The 17,779-nt window shown below is 38.4% G+C and carries 12 protein-coding genes, 1 tRNA gene, 3 rRNA genes and 2 pseudogenes; 1 reads left to right on the top strand and 17 read right to left on the bottom strand.

All coding sequences use genetic code 11. From position 1 onward, the window contains the following. Positions 1-4 precede the first annotated feature (4 nt). From rrf to LCX93_RS09050, 16 genes and pseudogenes are all read right to left on the bottom strand, one after another. Positions 5-120: ribosomal RNA gene (gene rrf, locus LCX93_RS08975) — 5S ribosomal RNA — on the bottom strand. Positions 121-382: 262 nt separating this feature from the next. Beyond that, positions 383-3,277: ribosomal RNA gene (locus LCX93_RS08980) — 23S ribosomal RNA — on the bottom strand. A gap of 286 nt (positions 3,278-3,563) precedes the next feature. Then, positions 3,564-3,639: transfer RNA gene (locus tag LCX93_RS08985), tRNA-Ala, on the bottom strand. Positions 3,640-3,768: 129 nt separating this feature from the next. Next, positions 3,769-5,289 (bottom strand): 16S ribosomal RNA (locus LCX93_RS08990). Together the 16S, 23S and 5S rRNA genes with 1 tRNA gene alongside form the textbook arrangement of a ribosomal RNA operon. Positions 5,290-5,838: 549 nt before the next feature. Further along, complete coding sequence (locus tag LCX93_RS08995; protein WP_226065974.1) at positions 5,839-6,549, bottom strand: pilus assembly FimT family protein; 711 nt, start codon at positions 6,547-6,549, stop codon at positions 5,839-5,841. A 93-nt stretch (positions 6,550-6,642) separates the two neighbouring features. Then, positions 6,643-8,457, bottom strand: a complete 1,815-nt coding sequence (locus LCX93_RS09000; RefSeq protein WP_226065975.1) for a citrate/2-methylcitrate synthase — start codon at positions 8,455-8,457, stop codon at positions 6,643-6,645. Between the two features lie 9 nt (positions 8,458-8,466). Further along, positions 8,467-9,807 carry an ATP citrate lyase citrate-binding domain-containing protein gene (locus tag LCX93_RS09005; RefSeq protein WP_151899869.1) on the bottom strand — a complete coding sequence of 447 codons (1,341 nt, stop codon included), beginning with the start codon at positions 9,805-9,807 and terminating at the stop codon, positions 8,467-8,469. An 87-nt stretch (positions 9,808-9,894) separates the two neighbouring features. Further along, entirely contained in the window at positions 9,895-10,953 is a 1,059-nt protein-coding gene (locus LCX93_RS09010; protein ID WP_226065976.1) for a hypothetical protein, read from the bottom strand. A 131-nt stretch (positions 10,954-11,084) separates the two neighbouring features. Further along, a complete protein-coding gene (locus tag LCX93_RS09015) occupies positions 11,085-11,651 on the bottom strand; it encodes an anthranilate synthase component II (protein ID WP_226065977.1) in 567 nt (188 codons plus the stop codon). Between the two features lie 321 nt (positions 11,652-11,972). Further along, on the bottom strand, positions 11,973-12,155 hold the full coding sequence (locus tag LCX93_RS09020; RefSeq protein WP_226065978.1) for a hypothetical protein: 183 nt from the start codon (positions 12,153-12,155) through the stop codon (positions 11,973-11,975). Between the two features lie 120 nt (positions 12,156-12,275). After that, positions 12,276-13,081 (bottom strand): annotated as a pseudogene (gene istB / locus LCX93_RS12720) (IS21-like element helper ATPase IstB). Continuing rightward, on the bottom strand, positions 13,072-14,178 hold the full coding sequence (gene istA / locus LCX93_RS09030) for an IS21 family transposase (protein ID WP_226065979.1): 1,107 nt from the start codon (positions 14,176-14,178) through the stop codon (positions 13,072-13,074). Before istA ends, istB begins: the two are co-directional and overlap by 10 nt. A gap of 248 nt (positions 14,179-14,426) precedes the next feature. Next, positions 14,427-15,062, bottom strand: coding sequence for a recombinase family protein (locus LCX93_RS09035; RefSeq protein ID WP_226065980.1), 636 nt, complete (start codon positions 15,060-15,062; stop codon positions 14,427-14,429). Between the two features lie 119 nt (positions 15,063-15,181). Continuing rightward, positions 15,182-15,553, bottom strand: a complete 372-nt coding sequence (locus tag LCX93_RS09040; protein ID WP_226065981.1) for a HepT-like ribonuclease domain-containing protein — start codon at positions 15,551-15,553, stop codon at positions 15,182-15,184. Then, positions 15,546-15,836, bottom strand: a complete 291-nt coding sequence (locus tag LCX93_RS09045; RefSeq protein ID WP_226065982.1) for a nucleotidyltransferase family protein — start codon at positions 15,834-15,836, stop codon at positions 15,546-15,548. Before LCX93_RS09045 ends, LCX93_RS09040 begins: the two co-directional genes overlap by 8 nt. A 178-nt stretch (positions 15,837-16,014) precedes the next feature. Beyond that, entirely contained in the window at positions 16,015-16,170 is a 156-nt protein-coding gene (locus LCX93_RS09050; protein WP_226065983.1) for a hypothetical protein, read from the bottom strand. Between the two features lie 132 nt (positions 16,171-16,302). Between LCX93_RS09050 and LCX93_RS09055 the strand changes: the two are divergent. Then, a pseudogene (locus LCX93_RS09055) lies at positions 16,303-16,674 on the top strand (ATP-binding protein); the annotation flags it as partial. 41 nt (positions 16,675-16,715) lie between these two features. Here the strand turns inward: LCX93_RS09055 and LCX93_RS09060 are convergent. Continuing rightward, positions 16,716-17,771 carry an AI-2E family transporter gene (locus tag LCX93_RS09060; protein ID WP_226065984.1) on the bottom strand — a complete coding sequence of 352 codons (1,056 nt, stop codon included), beginning with the start codon at positions 17,769-17,771 and terminating at the stop codon, positions 16,716-16,718. Between the last annotated feature and the right edge of the window lie 8 nt (positions 17,772-17,779).

Consider the following 17,779-nt stretch of genomic DNA (forward strand, 5'->3'; position numbering starts at 1 on the left):
ATCAACTAGGCAGCGACCTACATTCCCACAAGTGAAACCTGCAGTATTATCAGCGATGAGAGGCTTAGCTTCTGGGTTCGGAATGGAGCCAGGCGTTTCCCTCTCTCTATAGCCACCTAGACAAGATCAGATATAAGGACATTCTAAGATGTACTTATATCTGATCTCATAAGGATCAGTTGAGTGAGTAATGAGTAAAAACTCATTAAAGTAAAATTGGTAAAATCAACAAAGGCAATAAATCCTAACTAAATAACTACTTTCAAATCTTTCTCTTATTTAATGTGTTACACATGAAAAAATTTAGTTTTTTCATTGCGTTCGCCCGTTAGGCATCATACACTAAATAAGGTAGTGAAGCAATTGTGTTCATTTAAGAACTTGTAAAAAGACAAACGTACTATTAGTACTGGTCAGCTAAACACATTGCTGTGCGTACACATCCAGCCTATCAAGCTTGTAGTCTTCAAGCGTACTTCAGGGAACGTTCATCTTGGAGTTGGCTTCCCGCTTAGATGCTTTCAGCGGTTATCTCATCCGTGCGTAGCTACCCAGCTATGCCCTTGGCAGGACAACTGGTGCACCAGTGGCACGTCCAACCCGGTCCTCTCGTACTAGGGTCAGCTCTCCTCAACGTTCCTACGCCCACGGAAGATAGGGACCGAACTGTCTCACGACGTTCTGAACCCAGCTCGCGTACCGCTTTAAATGGCGAACAGCCATACCCTTGGGACCTGCTCCAGCCCCAGGATGCGATGAGCCGACATCGAGGTGCCAAACCTCCCCGTCGATGTGAGCTCTTGGGGGAGATCAGCCTGTTATCCCCGGCGTACCTTTTATCCTTTGAGCGATGGCCCTTCCACACAGAACCACCGGATCACTATGACCGTCTTTCGACTCTGCTCGACTTGTATGTCTCACAGTCAGTCCGGCTTATGCCATTATACTCTACGAAGGATTTCCAACCCTTCTGAGCCGAACTTTGTAAGCCTCCGTTACTTTTTAGGAGGCGACCGCCCCAGTCAAACTACCCACCAGACATTGTCCTCGCACGGGATAACCGTACGGAGTTAGCTATCAGAATATTCAAGGGTGGTATCTCAAGGTTGCCTCCCCTGGAACTGGCGTCCCAGGTTCAACGGCTCCCACCTATCCTGCACATGAATATCCCAATAGCAGTGTCAAGCTATAGTAAAGGTGCACGGGGTCTTTCCGTCTTTCCGCGGGTAGGAGGAATTTTCACCTCCACTACAATTTCACTGGATCCCTTGTTGAGACAGCTCCCATCTCGTTACGCCATTCATGCAGGTCGGTATTTAACCGACAAGGAATTTCGCTACCTTAGGACCGTTATAGTTACGGCCGCCGTTTACTCGGGCTTCAATTCATGCCTTCGCTTGCGCTAAGCAATCCTTTTAACCTTCGAGCACCGGGCAGGCGTCACACCCTATACATCCACTTACGTGTTAGCAGAGTGCTGTGTTTTTGGTAAACAGTCGGGAGGGACTCTTTGCTGCGACCTATAAGTGCTTTGAGAAGCAAGTTCTCTAACACTACAGGCACACCTTATACCGAAGATACGGTGCTAGTTTGCAGAGTTCCTTAACAAGGGTTCATCCACGCGCCTTAGAATACTCATCTCACCCACCTGTGTCGGTTTACGGTACGGGCAACATTACATCTCGTTTAGAGGCTTTTCTCGGCACGACAGTATCAAGGGTTCTGGTCGCTCTCCGAAAAGATTGACCAGCCTGTCAGATCTCGGTCGAATGACGTGCGGATTTGCCTACACGTCGACCTACGTCCTTCGAGCCACTATTCCATCAGTGACCCCCTTTAACTCTATGCGTCCCCCCATCACTCAAACGATGTAATGTCGGTATCGGAATATTAACCGATTTGCCATCGTCTACCCCTTTCGGACTCGACTTAGGTCCCGACTAACCCTACGATGACGAGCATCGCGTAGGAAACCTTGGGTTTACGGCGAAGAAGATTCTCACTTCTTTTCTCGCTACTCATGCCTGCATGCTCACTTCCATCCGCTCCAGTACTCCTTACCGGTATACCTTCAGCGCTGAATGGAACGCTCTCCTACCACTTACAGTAAACTGTAAATCTAAAGCTTCGGTGTTTATCTTAGCCCCGTTATATTTTCGGCGCAGAATCGCTAGACCAGTGAGCTGTTACGCTTTCTTTAAAGGATGGCTGCTTCTAAGCCAACCTCCTGGTTGTCACAGCAACTCCACATCCTTTTCCACTTAGATAAAACTTTGGGACCTTAGCTGTTAGTCTGGGTTGTTCCCCTCTCGACATAGGATTTTATCACCCTACGCCTGACTCCCGAGGTTACACGTATAGTATTCGGAGTTTGATAGGGTTTGGTACCGCGGTAAGCAGCCCTAGCCCTGTCAGTGCTCTACCCCTATACGCTAATGCTCGAGGCTATACCTAAATATATTTCGGAGAGAACCAGCTATCACTGAGTTTGATTGGCCTTTCACCCCTATCCACAAGTCATCCCAAGAATTTTCAACTTCTACGGGTTCGGTCCTCCACTGGCTCTTACACCAGCTTCAACCTGCTCATGGATAGATCACTCAGTTTCGGGTCTGCAGCATCTGACTATGTCGCCCTATTAAGACTCGCTTTCGCTACGGCTTCTCGTTCGATTAACCTTGCCAGATACCACAACTCGCAGGCTCATTATGCAAAAGGCAGTCCGTCACACTTATTTAATAGTGCTCCGAATGATTGTAAGCCATAGGTTTCAGGTTCTATTTCACTCCGCTCACCGCGGTCCTTTTCACCTTTCCCTCACGGTACTTGTTCGCTATCGGTCTAGTAGTAGTATTTAGTTGGTTGGAGGGTGGTCCCCCCATATTCAGTCAAGATAACACGTGTCCCGACCTACTCGTTCCATACCTTAGTTCCACACAAATGTTTTCGCTTACGGGAGTATCACCCTCTATGCTCATCCTTTCCAGAATGTTCTGCTAACAAATGTGCTAAATGTATGCGCCCTATTCCAATTTCGCTCGCCGCTACTCTCGGAATCTCGTTTGATTTCTCTTCCTCTAGGTACTGAGATGTTTCACTTCCCTAGGTTCGCCCCACCCGAAGGTGGTAACGTGATTCGCACCACGTTGGGTCGCCCCATTCAGAAATTCCCGGATCAAAGCTTCTTGGCAGCTCCCCGAGACTTTTCGCAGCCTAGTACGTCTTTCATCGCCTCTACTAGCCAAGGCATCCACCTATGGCCCTTAATATCTTTTTATTCTATGTTGCGTTCACTACCTTATTTAATGTACTAATACACTAGACAAGATGAATGATCTGTTATTGTAGTTATTTAGTTTATAATAAATCTCTTTATTATAGTTGTTGACTTTAACAATTGTAATTTAATGATCGTTTGGTTTTTAAACCAAATATAAATTCTTATGTGTTTAAGAACTTATATTTAATTTAGAAACTTGTTTTTGAGATGAGTTGTGCTTAAAAAAGAAGCGAAGCATACTTTAGTATGTGAGTTTCTTTTTTAAGTGCAAATCACTCAAAAATGGTGGAGAATAGCGGGATCGAACCGCTGACCTCCTGCGTGCAAGGCAGGCGCTCTCCCAGCTGAGCTAATTCCCCATTTATAATCGTAATTCAAATGAACACAGATCACTGAAAACTAAGCAAGTAAGAGAGAAAAACTAATAAACTATCTCTGTGAGATTTTCTTTGTATGTCAATTCAAATGAATGATTGACTTTACTCTAGAAAGGAGGTGATCCAACCGCAGGTTCTCCTACGGTTACCTTGTTACGACTTCACCCCAGTCGCTAATTCCACCGTAAGCGGTAGCGCCCCGAAGGTTCGCTTCCCGATTTCGGGTGAAATCAACTCCCATGGTGTGACGGGCGGTGAGTACAAGACCCGGGAACGTATTCACCGTAGCATTGCTGATCTACGATTACTAGTGATTCCAGCTTCATGGAGTCGAGTTGCAGACTCCAATCCGAACTGAGAGACGCTTTAAGTGATTAGCTCCACCTCGCGGTATCGCAACACTCTGTACGCCCCATTGTAGCACGTGTGTAGCCCTAGCCATAAGGGCCATGATGACTTGACGTCGTCCTCACCTTCCTCCTCCTTACGAAGGCAGTCTCCTTAGAGTGCTCAGCTTAACCTGCTAGCAACTAAGGACGAGGGTTGCGCTCGTTGCGGGACTTAACCCAACATCTCACGACACGAGCTGACGACAGCCGTGCAGCACCTGTTTTCGAGCTCCCCGAAGGGCACCCCGCCATCTCTGGCAGGTTCTCTCAATGTCAAGGCTAGGTAAGGTTCTTCGCGTATCTTCGAATTAAACCACATGCTCCACCACTTGTGCGGGTCCCCGTCTATTCCTTTGAGTTTTAATCTTGCGACCGTACTCCCCAGGCGGTTCACTTAATCTGTTAAGTGCATCACCGCCCTGACTAGCAGAGCGACGACTAGTGAACATCGTTTAGGGCGTGGACTACCAGGGTATCTAATCCTGTTTGCTCCCCACGCTTTCACGCCTTAGCGTCAGTTATGTTCCAGGAGATCGCCTTCGCTTTCGGTATTCCTAGTGATATCTACGGATTTTACCCCTACACCACTAATTCCATCTCCCCCTCCCATACTCTAGGTCGGCAGTTTCAAATGCAGTTCTACAGTTAAGCTGTAGGATTTCACATCTGACTTGCCAACCCGCCTACGCGTCCTTTACGCCCAGTGATTCCGAATAACGCTTGCACCCTCCGTATTACCGCGGCTGCTGGCACGGAGTTAGCCGGTGCTTATTCATATGCTACCGTCATTTTCTTGACATATAAAAGGAGTTTACACACCGAAATGCGTCATCCTCCACGCGGCGTTGCTGCATCAGGGTTTCCCCCATTGTGCAATATTCCTCACTGCTGCCTCCCGTAGGAGTCTGGTCCGTGTCTCAGTACCAGTGTGGCGGATCATCCTCTCAAACCCGCTACCCGTCATTGCCTTGGTAGTCTCTTACACTACCAACAAGCTGATGGGATATAGACCGATCCCTTGGCGGAATCCATTTCCCGACTACTCTTATGAGCAGAAGGAGTATCCGGTATTAATCATCGTTTCCAATGGCTATCCCGGTCCAAGGGGCACATTATCTATATATTACTCACCCGTGCGCCACTCGTCAGCATAGTAGCAAGCTACTATCTGTTACCGTTCGACTTGCATGTGTTAAGCACGCCGCCAGCGTTCATTCTGAGCCAGGATCAAACTCTCCATAATTGAAACGAGAAGGAAGCAAGTTCCTTCTCTGTGTTAACACTGGGTTTCACTCAGCGTGAGGCTCAATGCACTGGTGCATTTTTGCTTTAGCTTTATGAAACCCACTATAACATTATAGAAAGATAAGTAAACTTATTACTGATCTTTTGCCCAAGATTATTAAATCATTGGCTTTGTTATTTTAAGTCTTAATAAAACTGCTTAAGGTCTTATTACTAGACTGTATAGTTATCTATTACTATTAAGGGAACCATTCAGGTAAACCTGTATGGATTTCAAAATAGAATAGACGGTTGTTGTTTATTAGTTATTTCTAAGTAATTTATCTTTTTAACTCTAAAGTCAAAAAGTCTCTTACTTGCTTAGTTTTCAATGATCTCAAACATATTCAGCGGCTTCAACTCGAAGTCTCTTTAGGCCTTTTAAACAAGGTCTCTCTGTTTGTGGATGGGAATTATAGGAGAGTCTTGCTTAGAAAGCGCTTAATGTTTGGCGGGTTTTTGAAAAAGTTTTTGAAACTAATTTTAATAATATTTTTTCACTGTATATTTACAAGATATGTGCATATCCTGTTTCCGGTTCTATTTTAATTACTATCTCATTCTTATTGTTGGCACTTTTTTTTGGATTTATACAAATCTCCGAACAAAGTTTTATATAAACTGCTGAAGTTGTAATTCTATCTCCCGCAGAATTTAAAGCAGCTGCTGAAGTTGAACTTGTATTTCCTCTATAGGGTCTTCCCATATAATCAAATAAAATTCTTCTTGCACTTGACCCTGTACTGCCACCGCTGACAGTAATATTTTTAACAGCATATTTTTTACCGATATTTAATTCATTTGAAAGTTTTTTTGTTGCAGAATTGTCAAAAGAACCAAAAGGCACACCAATTAGATATTTATTTTTTTTGAGAGGATTTCCTGCAACTTCTACATCAGTATATGTACTATTTGCACCAGGATTCCCATCATATGCTCCACCGACTTTAGCAGGAGAATCCGAAAATATCATGTAGGAGTTTGTTCCGGCAGCCGTAGAAAATGCCAATTGCCATTTTTGCCGAAACCAATATGGTTCATTCCGATCAAACTTATCACCGATAGTTGCCAAGTGTTGTGTATATCTTATATGAGAAACCAACTGTATTGCAGCTTCCTGTAAAGGATTGGATCTTGTTTTTGGAATTATTACTGCTGCCAGTATACCAATCATTACTACAACAAAAACAAGTTCTAAAAGTGTAAATGCTTTTTTCATACTTAGAGTATATCAAAATAATTGCAATTTTTAAGAAGAGGAGAAGGAAAGAGAGTCAGACAAAGAGATGCACTCTTTGTCTTAAAAAAATAATTAAATTTTTTCTGCTTTTTTTACATCGTATAGAATATCATCCATCGGATGTCTGTACATTGGCATAGCAAGACGTTTTTCATCAAGAACATGCCCGATGAAACCTATGGAACGACCAACAATAAAGAATGAATTGAGAGTACCTGATTCGATAAATTCATTAATTTCTTCTTCAGAGTATCCCAGTGCTCTCCACATATCAACCATTAAAATACCTATAGTACCGTCAACATTTAAGATAAGATTTTCTTTTTTACTTGTTGTCAAGGCTTCAACAGTTTTTGCATAATCCAGTAGTGGCGTACTTGGAAAATGTTCTGCTGCGTAATTCATAAGACCGGTTACACGAAGATCCGGATTTTTAAGAGATTTAATACGGTGACCGATACCTGGAATTGGCACCCCTTCACTTTTCATATATGCTAAAAACTCTTTTGGAGAAAGATTGTTGTCATCAGCATATTTAAAATATTTAGCCGCACCGTCAATTGCACCACCAAATCTCGGACCAATTGTCAATAAACCGGTTACAAGTGATTCAACAACTGATTTACCTGCGCGTGCTGTTACTTTTGCATTATGCGCACCAGAAACCGCAGGACCGTGGTCTGCTACTGTTTTTATAACAGTTTCTATAAAATCTGTAGCCCATTTTGGATACTGTTTTTTAAACCATAGAAGTGAAATAACATCACCGATACCTTTACCTGTATCTGGAGTTGCAACAGATGAAATAGGGAAGCCTGCATATGTAGCCTCTTCCCCTCTGTCATCAGAAATAGTACAGATAAAGTTTTTAGAACGGCGCATTTTAGGAATAACATTGATTTCAGGCTCTTCAATCTCTCCTATAATTCCTTTTGTTTTTAAATCATCATAAACTTCCATTATCGTTGCCGGTAAATCGTTAAATGTAGCCGGTACATGTATACCTGCTTCAGCCATCGCTTTGTTTTTAGCTTCGGCAGTTTCACGCTCAGCATTTGCAGAAGCACCTGCATGTCCGAATTGAACACCGGAATCATAATATTTAGCGATTGTACCTATACACCATGCGATGATTGGTTTTGTAATTTTACCGGATTTAACGGCTTCGATTACCTTATACTCTTCAGTACCACCGACTTCACCGAGTAAAATTAAATATTTTACATCCGGATTTTTTTCCATACGTAACAGGTTGTCAATAAATACCGAACCGACAAATCTGTCACCACCGATAGCAACACCCTCAGCAATACCGTCAGCATTCAGTGCAATAATATTAGCAAGTTCATTAAATAAACCACCAGAACGCGTAACAAGTCCACATGAGCCTGCACGGTGAAGTTTTGAGTTGATAATATTTTCGATAGTACCACCGATATTGGCAATTTTAAATGCACCCGGAACTATAGCACCAACAGTTGCCGGACCAATTACAATAACATTTAACTCTCTTGCATATGCGTTCATTCCGCGAGCAAGTCTTTCTGGAATTCCCTCAGCTGTGATCATGATTGTTTTAAATCCGCCAAGATTTAATGCTTCCATTGTTACATCATATGCCGTTCTGAATGATGCAAAATTTAAAAGTACATCAGCCTGTGGCTGCGCAGCTTTTGCCTCTGCTGTACTTTTGTAAATAGGCACCATAATCTCATCTGCACCCCAAAAAAACTTTTCAAATTTGTTTGAACTTGTAGGTGCGACTATTGCCGCAACAGATGGTGTTTCTCTCTTGATTGTGTAATCATAGTCAAGCATTCTCTGGATAGCAGTTTTATTGTTATTCCAAAAAATTGCTTGTGTATCTCTAGTAAATAATTTTCCCATCTCTTCTCCTTACTTCTCTTCTAATGCCATACGCACGATGTCTGTCACATGTGTTTCCGGACCATATACTTCAATGTTTAGACCTAATCTGTCAGCAGCTTCTTTGATGTCTTTTAAACCTTTTTCATAGTTTGGACCACCACGTCTGACATAAATTTTTATACCTACATCTTTCATTTTATCAGCGTAATTTTCAAAAGCCTGAATAATACCTGTAAATGTTTTTGCAACATCTGTAAAGTTTGCAATCGCTCCACCAATGATTAAGATTTTATCACGCCCTTGAGGATCTTTTTCTCTTGTCATTAAATCAAGAAGTGTTTCAGCATAAAATTTTGTTTCACCTGTTGTTGGACCACCTGAGTATTCACCATAGTTCGCTAAATCTTCAATACCCGCAAAATCAGCAATAGTATCAGCGTATACAACTGAAGCACCACCACCGGCAACCATAGTCCAGATTCTAGCTTCAGGTTTCAGTAGTGTAAGTTTGAGTGAAGCACCTGTTTTTGCATCTGCTTCCTCGATTGCTTCAACTTCCGGAGATTTTGCTTCCATACCAAATGCAGTTGGATATTCAACATCACCCCACTCTTCTACCATCATAAATCCGGCAGTATCATCCAGTTTCGCAACCATGTCTAAAAGCTCAATTTTTGTTCCTTGCATAACAAATGGATTGATTTCAAGATATGCAAAATTTAGTTCACGATACGCTTTAAAGAAACCGATTGCAAATTTTGCAAAATTTTCTTTATCTTCTTCTTTTACATCTGCAGGAATATTTGCTTTTATTTTTTCAGCGATCTCTTCTTCTGTAGCAGTAATTGGGAATGCAACTTCGGTAACTTTTTCATCCCATCCCTCTTCAACTTCCATACCACCTTCAGCTGACATGTAGAGAACATCTTCATCGCCTACCACAGTTGCTGAAATATAATACTCTTCAGACTGATCATGCGGAGTAAACGGCTCAACAATAAAGTGAGTCAATCTGTCTACTTTTGGCTCACCTGTCGGAGTATCTCCCTCAAATGAAAAATAAACTGCCACATCTTCTTTCGCTTTTTCGTCAATCCATGCGGCTGCTTTTTCTAAAGTAACATCACCCGGTTTTTGATCTTTAAAAAGCACTAAGTTATTTTTACCACGTTTACCAAACAGCATATCCGGTTTTACAACTAATGGTTTTTCTTTTAACCATGGTTTTTCTTTTGCGGCTTCAAGTAGTTCCGCACCTGATGTCACCAGAACCGTCTCGTATGCATAAGTGAAATCTGGAAAGTATTTATTCCAATGTTTTGCTAAAATTGACTTCGCGTCATATTCTCGTATCGCTTTTTGAGCCATAGAAACTCCCTATTTTGATATTTGTGGATTATTCTATCATAAAGTATCCAACAAATATCTTTGGTTTATATTAAGCATTAAATAGATTTATTTATTGTTTATTTTAGTAACATTAGCCTTATACAGTATTTTATTTTTGTAACGTATCGTAACATCACTTCTTATACTTGAATGAGGTTGCAGTTCTTGTAAAACATTTTCATCACATTTATCAATAAAATAAAATTTTAATCTTTTTTGCATATCCTGGCTGGTTTTCACACACGATATATTCATTGCTTTTAACTTGGTTGCAAGTTTTTTGGCAATATGCATTTTATATGCAAAATGTTTTTTTGGATTGTCTAAAAGTAAATACAGTTCTTTGTTAAACATTACAATTAAGGTATTAAAAATTAAAAATACAAAGGCCAACACAAATATTGCTCTGTATCTTTTCCTGAAGTTTGTCAGTCTTACCCTGTATGAATGTGCAAAAGTTTTTGCCGCCAAGGGCAGCGCTAAAATCAGATAAGGTGCAAATAACTCAAGTTCAACACGTTGTCTAAATGACAGGAGTAAAGAAAACAATAAGGCAGTTGATGCTATATACCATATTTTGTCATTCTCGTCATTAAGGTAACCACGATACAGCGTATAAAAAATATATATAAAGATAACAGGGGTAAAAATAGCACTGTAAACTCCGATTGTATCTAAAAAATGACCACTTGGCACACCCGATATATTCAAACCGTAGATATAAACAGATAAGCCTGCTAGAAAAAGATTGTATAAAAACAATATTTTATTTTTTTGAAATAAATAAAATATTGCAAGTCCTACAAACAAATAAACAAAACCCGCATCTAAAAGTGCATACAGGAATAACAACATATTTACATAGTAATCATTTAATTTTTGACTTACATATATATACAAAAATAATCCGAAAATAATCAAGCCGGCATAACTGACGACAAGAGCAGCACTGACAACCCCAGGCAAAAGTACAAATACTGCTACTAACCATAACCTGTTTCTCTCTAATGCCAAGTATTTTGCAGAAATGGCATATAAAAGCCATGCGCTTAAAAGATGTAAAAGTATCATCACAAACCGTAATGCAAAATCATTTTGTCCAAATATTTTTAATGAAAGTTTCACTAGTTGCTGTAAGAAGGAAGCATCTCCGTACAAAAGTGATGCTTCAGAGGGAGAGATGGAAATTTGTGTAGTTAGAAAAATTAGAATAGATGCATCCAATCCAAGTATCAGGAATAAGATGATTCGATATTTCATAATTTTAGAAAATTTCCAATAATTTCATGTCCGTATTCACTCATTATTGATTCAGGATGAAACTGCACACCGTAAATATCTTTATCTTTTATTTTTAATGCCATTATTTCATCATCATCCATACTGAAGGCTGTCGGTTCGATACTCTCCGGTATGCTCTTTTTATCAACTATCAGAGAATGATAACGTGTTGCCGTAAATTCATCCGGCAGAGTGTCAAAGAGTTTACACGGAGAGTGTTTAATCTTTGATGTTTTACCATGCATCATATTTTTGGCACGTACGATATCTGCACCAAAAGCCTGTGCAATACTCTGGTGCCCTAAACATATACCAAGAATCGGCAATTTGTCCTGAAAATAATTTATCACCTCCAAGGTTACACCTGCTTCATCAGGAGAAGCCGGTCCGGGAGAAATTATAATTTTTTCCGGATGAAGATTTTCTATCTCCTGCACACTCATCTCATCATTGCGTATAATTTTCAAATCCGCTCCAAGTTCCCTGCAATACTGAACAATATTGTATGTAAAACTGTCATAATTGTCTATCATTAAAATCATATTCTCTTCTACCCCTAAACAACCCCTGAATTTCGGGATTTTAAAAAATCATATACATTTACAAAAAGGTAATTTCTACCCTATTTCTACCTCAAAACTGTTTATAGATCGCTATTATACATTTTCTATGATTGTTTTTGGATTAAATAACGGATGCAACATGCAACAAAGTTGCAGCACCCTCTGTATCATTTGGTTTTTATGTTGAAAGAAAATATGCAACAAGTGCAACAGTTGAAATGTTGCACTTTGTTGCAAATATGTTTACAACACTTTATGGCTTTACAAACGAACATACAAGAGATTGTTGCATGTTGCTAATTATTTAACCAAATGGTAAAACTTACCTTTTTTATAAATTTTCCCTATCGTTATCAGGCCTTCAAGGATCTCTTTAAGACCATCTTTTTGTGTCACATGTGAAGATGTTGTAATATCTCTAATTAAAACTGCACCAACTCTATTTTCCTGTTTTCCACGATTTGCCACCCACTTTTGAATCAACTTAAACTATTTTGAAATTCAGCCATATAAAGCATCGTAAAATCTTTGCTGGATTTTTGGATTGTCAAACGAACTCTAAAATTTTGCACTAAAAAGTAAAAAAAAGTTACAATTTGAAACTTAAACCACCTCGGTTTTTTCCTTGTCTTGAACTAAAGATTTATCTTCAATCTTATAAATATCTGAATTTAAAATTCCCTGTTCTTTTTTCTCTTTTAGTCTATAGCTGTCTCCTTGTATATTGATGATATGTGAATGATGCAAGAGTCTGTCAAGAATTGCAGTAGTGACCACTTTATCTCCGGCAAATATCTGTGTCCATTTACTAAAGACAAGATTGGATGTAAGAATAGTTGAACCTCTCTCATAGCGTTTAGAGATAATCTGAAAAAAGTGATTAGCTTCCTCCTTGTTCATATTGAAATAGCCAATTTCATCGATGACAAGTACAGATGGGTTTGTAACCGATTTTAAAAAAGCATCATATTTACGCTCTTTTTTTGCTTTTGTGGCGTTATGTAAAAGCTCAGAGATAGTAGTGAATTTTGCTTTGTATCTGTGTTGTACCGCTTTATATGCCAAAGCAATAGCAAGATGTGTTTTACCTACGCCACACTGACCAAGAAGAATAATATTTTCATTTCGTTTGTAGAGAGCTCCTCTATTTGTTTACGATTGACACCAACTGAGAAAGTGTAGTCAAACTGCTCAAGTGTTTTTATTGCAGGAAATCCTGCAAGCTTTGTCAAGGTGCTTTTACTTCTATCCATTCTGTTGTTATATTCCCGCTGCAACAGCTCTTGTAAAAATTGTACATACTGCCACTCTTCCTTTGCTGCAGTTGCAGCAACAGTATGAAACTCCTCTGCTATTGTAGAGAGTTTCAATGATTTGCATAATGAGAGGATCTTGGTTTCTAATGCCATAGTGCACCTCCTATTTGCATTGGTGTTGTCAATGCCGGTAAGAGTGATAGAAACATTGCCGCTGGTATTAAATCGTCATAGGTTTGCATATCTCTATTTGGAATATACAAAGAGTCAATTTTACAATTGTCTCTATTGAAGTATGATTCTTTTTTTGCTACACTTTTGATGATAACCTTTGGATGGATGCCACCATAAGGTTTAGGCAGACAAAGCAAGTGGGGTTGCTCCTCTGCAAGTAAGTCAAATGGTCTTTGCAATGTTGTTTGATGTATCCTTATGTTGGCAACATTCTCAAGCCATTTTAAAACCTCTGCATTTGCATTTTCAAGATTTAGTTCATAATACATCATAGCAAGATGCACTTTAAGGGCATTGGGAAAACTATATCGAAAATAGTGATTAAACCTTTCAACTTTTCCTTTCGTCTTTGGACGATATGGTCTACACACTCTTATTGTAAATCCACAGTGCTTTGCAAAGTCTTTAAAGAGAGGGTTGAGTTTGTGTTTGCCTCTTCCATATACATTGCGTTTAATAATGACTGTGCGCATATTATCGTATAGACACTCTAGTGGAACGCCTCCGAAGTATCTAAATGCATTCATATGGCATGCAAGCAGTGTCTCTATCTTCTCATTATCGACATACTCAACATATGATGCTCTTGAGTATCCCATTGTAGCCACAAAAGGAGAGAGCTTCTCTTTGGGAAACTCGACCCAATCAACTTGCATCTGTTTGGCTGGCTCTGTTTCAAAGCGGATAAGTTTCTCATCATTTTTTATACGCTCACGCAATTCATATTTCTGCATCACCTGCTGAAGCCAACGCAAGCTTCCTTTATACCCTCGCTTTTGTATCTCTGCATAAATAACAGTTGTTGGAATATAAGACTCTTCTTCTTTTGCAGTCTCTAACATCTTCGCAATATCTGGAAGAAAAGGATCTACAATATTTTCCACAGGTGTTCTGTTAATAATTGGAACATATCCATCTGGAAGCTTGGAATATTTACGAACTGTCTCACGACTAATCCCTAGTCGTCTTGCCACCTCCGTCTTGTTTAAGCCCTCTTCTAAAAGTTTTTTGATCATACGAACCTGCCTTTTATCTAACACTTGACCCCTTTCAAAAAAGATGAAAGAGAGTCTATCAAAATTAATTTGATTTTTTAAGGTTTATGTTTAAAAAGTAACTTTGAACTCATTTACTTTAGTGCCAATTTTAGCAGTTCGTTTGACATTTAAAAATTTATCTGTTTTCTTTGTGTATAACTATATCATCATACCCCTTGTAAAAAGTATAATTTTGGTTAAACTCTTCAGCAAAAACAGTTTTTACACTACTTGTCATTTTTCACCTCTTTGTATAGTTTGTTTTTTACATATTCACTCAGACTTTTGATAGTTCCATAGCCTAAATGTTTTTTAGATATGTTAGTTAGGGAGACTCCAAGTTCATGTAACTCTTTTATCTTCTCCCTGTCTTTATCATAGATGCTGCCTTGAATCGTACCTTTAGGCTTACCAAGTTTAATCCCTTTGGCTTTTCTGGCTTGTAGAGCTTCTTTTGTTCTCTTGCTTATAAGATCCCTTTCTAACTGTGCAAAGGCTGAGAAGATATTTATCTGAAAATCTGTAAAGGGGTTTTGCTCATTTGGTTTTATAAAGAGCTGTTCTTTGAGTATATGAAGGTTTACACCTTTTGCTATGAGTCTGTTTACAATCGTTACAACATTCACAACACTTCTGCCTATTCGGCTTAGTTCTGAAACGATTAAGTGATCATCAGCCCGTAGAGACTCAAACAGTTCATCAATCTTTCTATCTTCATCTTTTTTTCGACTGCTCATTTTCACTTCGATAAACTTAACTTTACCAAGTGAATTTTTGTTTGCATAATTTAAAATGGAGTGTTGTTGGTTTTGCAGATCTTGCTGGTCCGTACTGACTCGAATATAACCGATAGTTTTTGCCATAATTGTCCTCATTTACCTGTTAATATAATTATAACATAAATTATTTAATATTTTTACTTTTTATATACCCTTTTATAGGTAAATAAAAATAACTATCTAATGTTTATTAAAATGTAATATTATTGGAGGTCTGTTTTCATGATTTTAAGTGTAACAAGCAAGTCTTCTATATGCTCTTGACAGATACTAAAGATAACCTCTGCATCTAAATCAAAATAGTGATGAGAGATAAAGTCTCGTATCCCTTTAATCTTTTTCCATTCAACTTGGGGATAATTGCTTAAAAGTGTTTTATCGGTGATGTGGTCTATATTTTTTAAGCTCTCTCCAACTGCTATGAGTTTCATACAGATACTGTCAAGTTTTTCCTGTCCCTCTTTGGTATGGGAAAAATCATCTTCACATTTTGCAAAAGCGCATCTCTCTTGAACAGTCTCTATAGCATCTATGATTTGATCTAAAATATCAATAATGAGTGTTTTATCATACATAGATACCATCTTTTTCAATACGTCTTCTAAGTGCCATATTCATTTTATCTCGCAGACGCACTACATCGACTTTGGTATGAAAAGAGTTTTCTAACTCCTCTTTAAAGTCATAAAGTTTGAAATAATCACTCAAAGGAGTTTCAATGGCGATATCTACATCACTGTCATCTCTGTTTTCATCGCGTGAGTAAGATCCAAAAAGAGCGAGTTTGGAGATTTGATACTTTTGCATAAAATCATCTTTATGCTCTTTTAGATAAGTAATAATTTCATTCTTTGTCATAGCAAACCTCCTTTTTTATTGTAGTGATTATATCATACTTTGGTGACTATGATTTCTCGCTGTATTTTGAGTAGCCATTCTCATAGCGATATGTTGCGATAGCAATAACAACTACTGCAAGTGTAAATACACCAAGTATCAAGTTTAAATAAAAATCATCTCTCATGAGCTGCTCCTGCTAAAAAATATCATTTAAAAAGTTTTTTGCTTTTTGCATATTCAACTCTATCAAAATCACAAGCAAAAAGAGTCCGCCTATAAAACTTGCAACCAACTGCATGTTTGAAAAGAGTGCTATCAATGCTAGCAAAAAGAGTAATATTAAAAACTGCATAAGATATTTTACCGTTTTTCACATGAGTTTCAAAATAGCAATTTAACACTAAAAAGATACTAATTGCGCACTAATTTTCAGTTTTACTGTCAAACGAACTCTAAAATTTTGCACTAAAAAGCAAAAAAAGAGCGTAAATATGATGCTTTTTTAAAATCGGTTACAAACCCATCTGTACTTGTAATCGATGAAATTGGCTATTTCAATATGAACAAGGAGGAAGCTAATCACTTTTTTCAGATTATCTCTAAACGCTATGAGAGAGGTTCAACTATTCTTACATCCAATCTTGTCTTTAGTAAATGGACACAGATATTTGCCGGAGATAAAGTGGTCACTACTGCAATTCTTGACAGACTCTTGCATCATTCACATATCATCAATATACAAGGAGACAGCTATAGACTAAAAGAGAAAAAAGAACAAGGAATTTTAAATTCAGATATTTATAAGATTGAAGATAAATCTTTAGTTCAAGACAAGGAAAAAACCGAGGTGGTTTAAGTTTCAAATTGTAACTTTTTTTTACTTTTTAGTGCAAAATTTTAGAGTTCGTTTGACATATTAGCTTCTTTATTCAATTCAATATTCTCACCTGTTCCAAGCAGGACTCCTATCCATTGTGTATTTTGATTGGCATCAAAAATAATCTTTGCCATTATTGTTAAAGGAATGGACAAAAGCATGCCTACTATGCCCAAAAGCCATCCCCAAAACATCAGTGAAAGAAAAACTATCAGAGTGGACAGTCCTAAACCTTTTCCCATAATTTTAGGTTCAACAATTGATCCTATGACTATATTTATAACACTATACAACACCATTACTGCCAAAGCGCTCATGCCTCCTAGTTGTACTAAAGTAATTAAAACTGCAGGAATAGCTGCAATTATTGAGCCTATATTTGGGATAAAGTTGAGCATAAAAGCCAATACTCCCCATAAAAAGGCATAATCTGTACCTAAAAAATAGAGACTCATCCATATGATGGCACCGGTAAACAATGAGATGAGTGCTTTGAGTACCATATAGTTTTTTATTTTAGAAAAAATTCTTTCTATATGAGCCATTGTCTCTTGATGTCCGTCAGCCAGTTCCACTTTTTTTACAAAATACTGTGATTCAAGCAGCATAAATATTACTGTTAAAATAATGATAAAACCATTTGTAAACATAGCACCCATACTTTGAATAATACTTGTTGCGAATTTCATCGCCTGTTTCATATTTATCAGGTTTGCGATATCTTCAGTTGAAATTTCTATGCCGAAAGAAGCGGTATAGTGTGAAATAAGCTGATAATATTGCGCAAGTTTTTGTGCATATGTATCAATATTGGCACTAAAATCATGCACTGAATTGCCTACAAGTTTTGCAATCAGCGCCAAAAACAGAATAAAGACCGTTATTACCAAAATAACTGACACAATATCCGGTATCGATTTTGACTTAAAATAATTATACAAAGGAGAGAGGATAATGGCAATAAACAAAGAAAGTAAAAACGGAATGATAATGACTGATGCACTTTTTATGCCTGCCAGAACAATCACAACACTTGCCATAACTATAAAATAATAGCCTATTTTATGCTCTTTCATAAGTTCGC

The sequence above is a fragment of the Sulfurimonas sp. SWIR-19 genome, assembly GCF_020410885.1.
Lineage (GTDB): Bacteria > Campylobacterota > Campylobacteria > Campylobacterales > Sulfurimonadaceae > Sulfurimonas > Sulfurimonas sediminis.

What these genes read in the sequence shown, in the direction of transcription:
- LCX93_RS09040 (WP_226065981.1), bottom strand. Translation starts at nt 15,553, where the DNA reads ATGTATGATAAAACACTCATTATTGATATTTTAGATCAAATCATAGAT.
- istA (WP_226065979.1), bottom strand. Translation starts at nt 14,178, where the DNA reads ATGATCAAAAAACTTTTAGAAGAGGGCTTAAACAAGACGGAGGTGGCA.
- LCX93_RS09005 (WP_151899869.1), bottom strand. Translation starts at nt 9,807, where the DNA reads ATGGCTCAAAAAGCGATACGAGAATATGACGCGAAGTCAATTTTAGCA.
- LCX93_RS09015 (WP_226065977.1), bottom strand. Translation starts at nt 11,651, where the DNA reads ATGATTTTAATGATAGACAATTATGACAGTTTTACATACAATATTGTT.
- LCX93_RS09035 (WP_226065980.1), bottom strand. Translation starts at nt 15,062, where the DNA reads ATGGCAAAAACTATCGGTTATATTCGAGTCAGTACGGACCAGCAAGAT.
- LCX93_RS09060 (WP_226065984.1), bottom strand. Translation starts at nt 17,771, where the DNA reads ATGAAAGAGCATAAAATAGGCTATTATTTTATAGTTATGGCAAGTGTT.
- LCX93_RS08995 (WP_226065974.1), bottom strand. Translation starts at nt 6,549, where the DNA reads ATGAAAAAAGCATTTACACTTTTAGAACTTGTTTTTGTTGTAGTAATG.
- LCX93_RS09000 (WP_226065975.1), bottom strand. Translation starts at nt 8,457, where the DNA reads ATGGGAAAATTATTTACTAGAGATACACAAGCAATTTTTTGGAATAAC.
- LCX93_RS09050 (WP_226065983.1), bottom strand. Translation starts at nt 16,170, where the DNA reads ATGCAGTTTTTAATATTACTCTTTTTGCTAGCATTGATAGCACTCTTT.
- LCX93_RS09045 (WP_226065982.1), bottom strand. Translation starts at nt 15,836, where the DNA reads ATGACAAAGAATGAAATTATTACTTATCTAAAAGAGCATAAAGATGAT.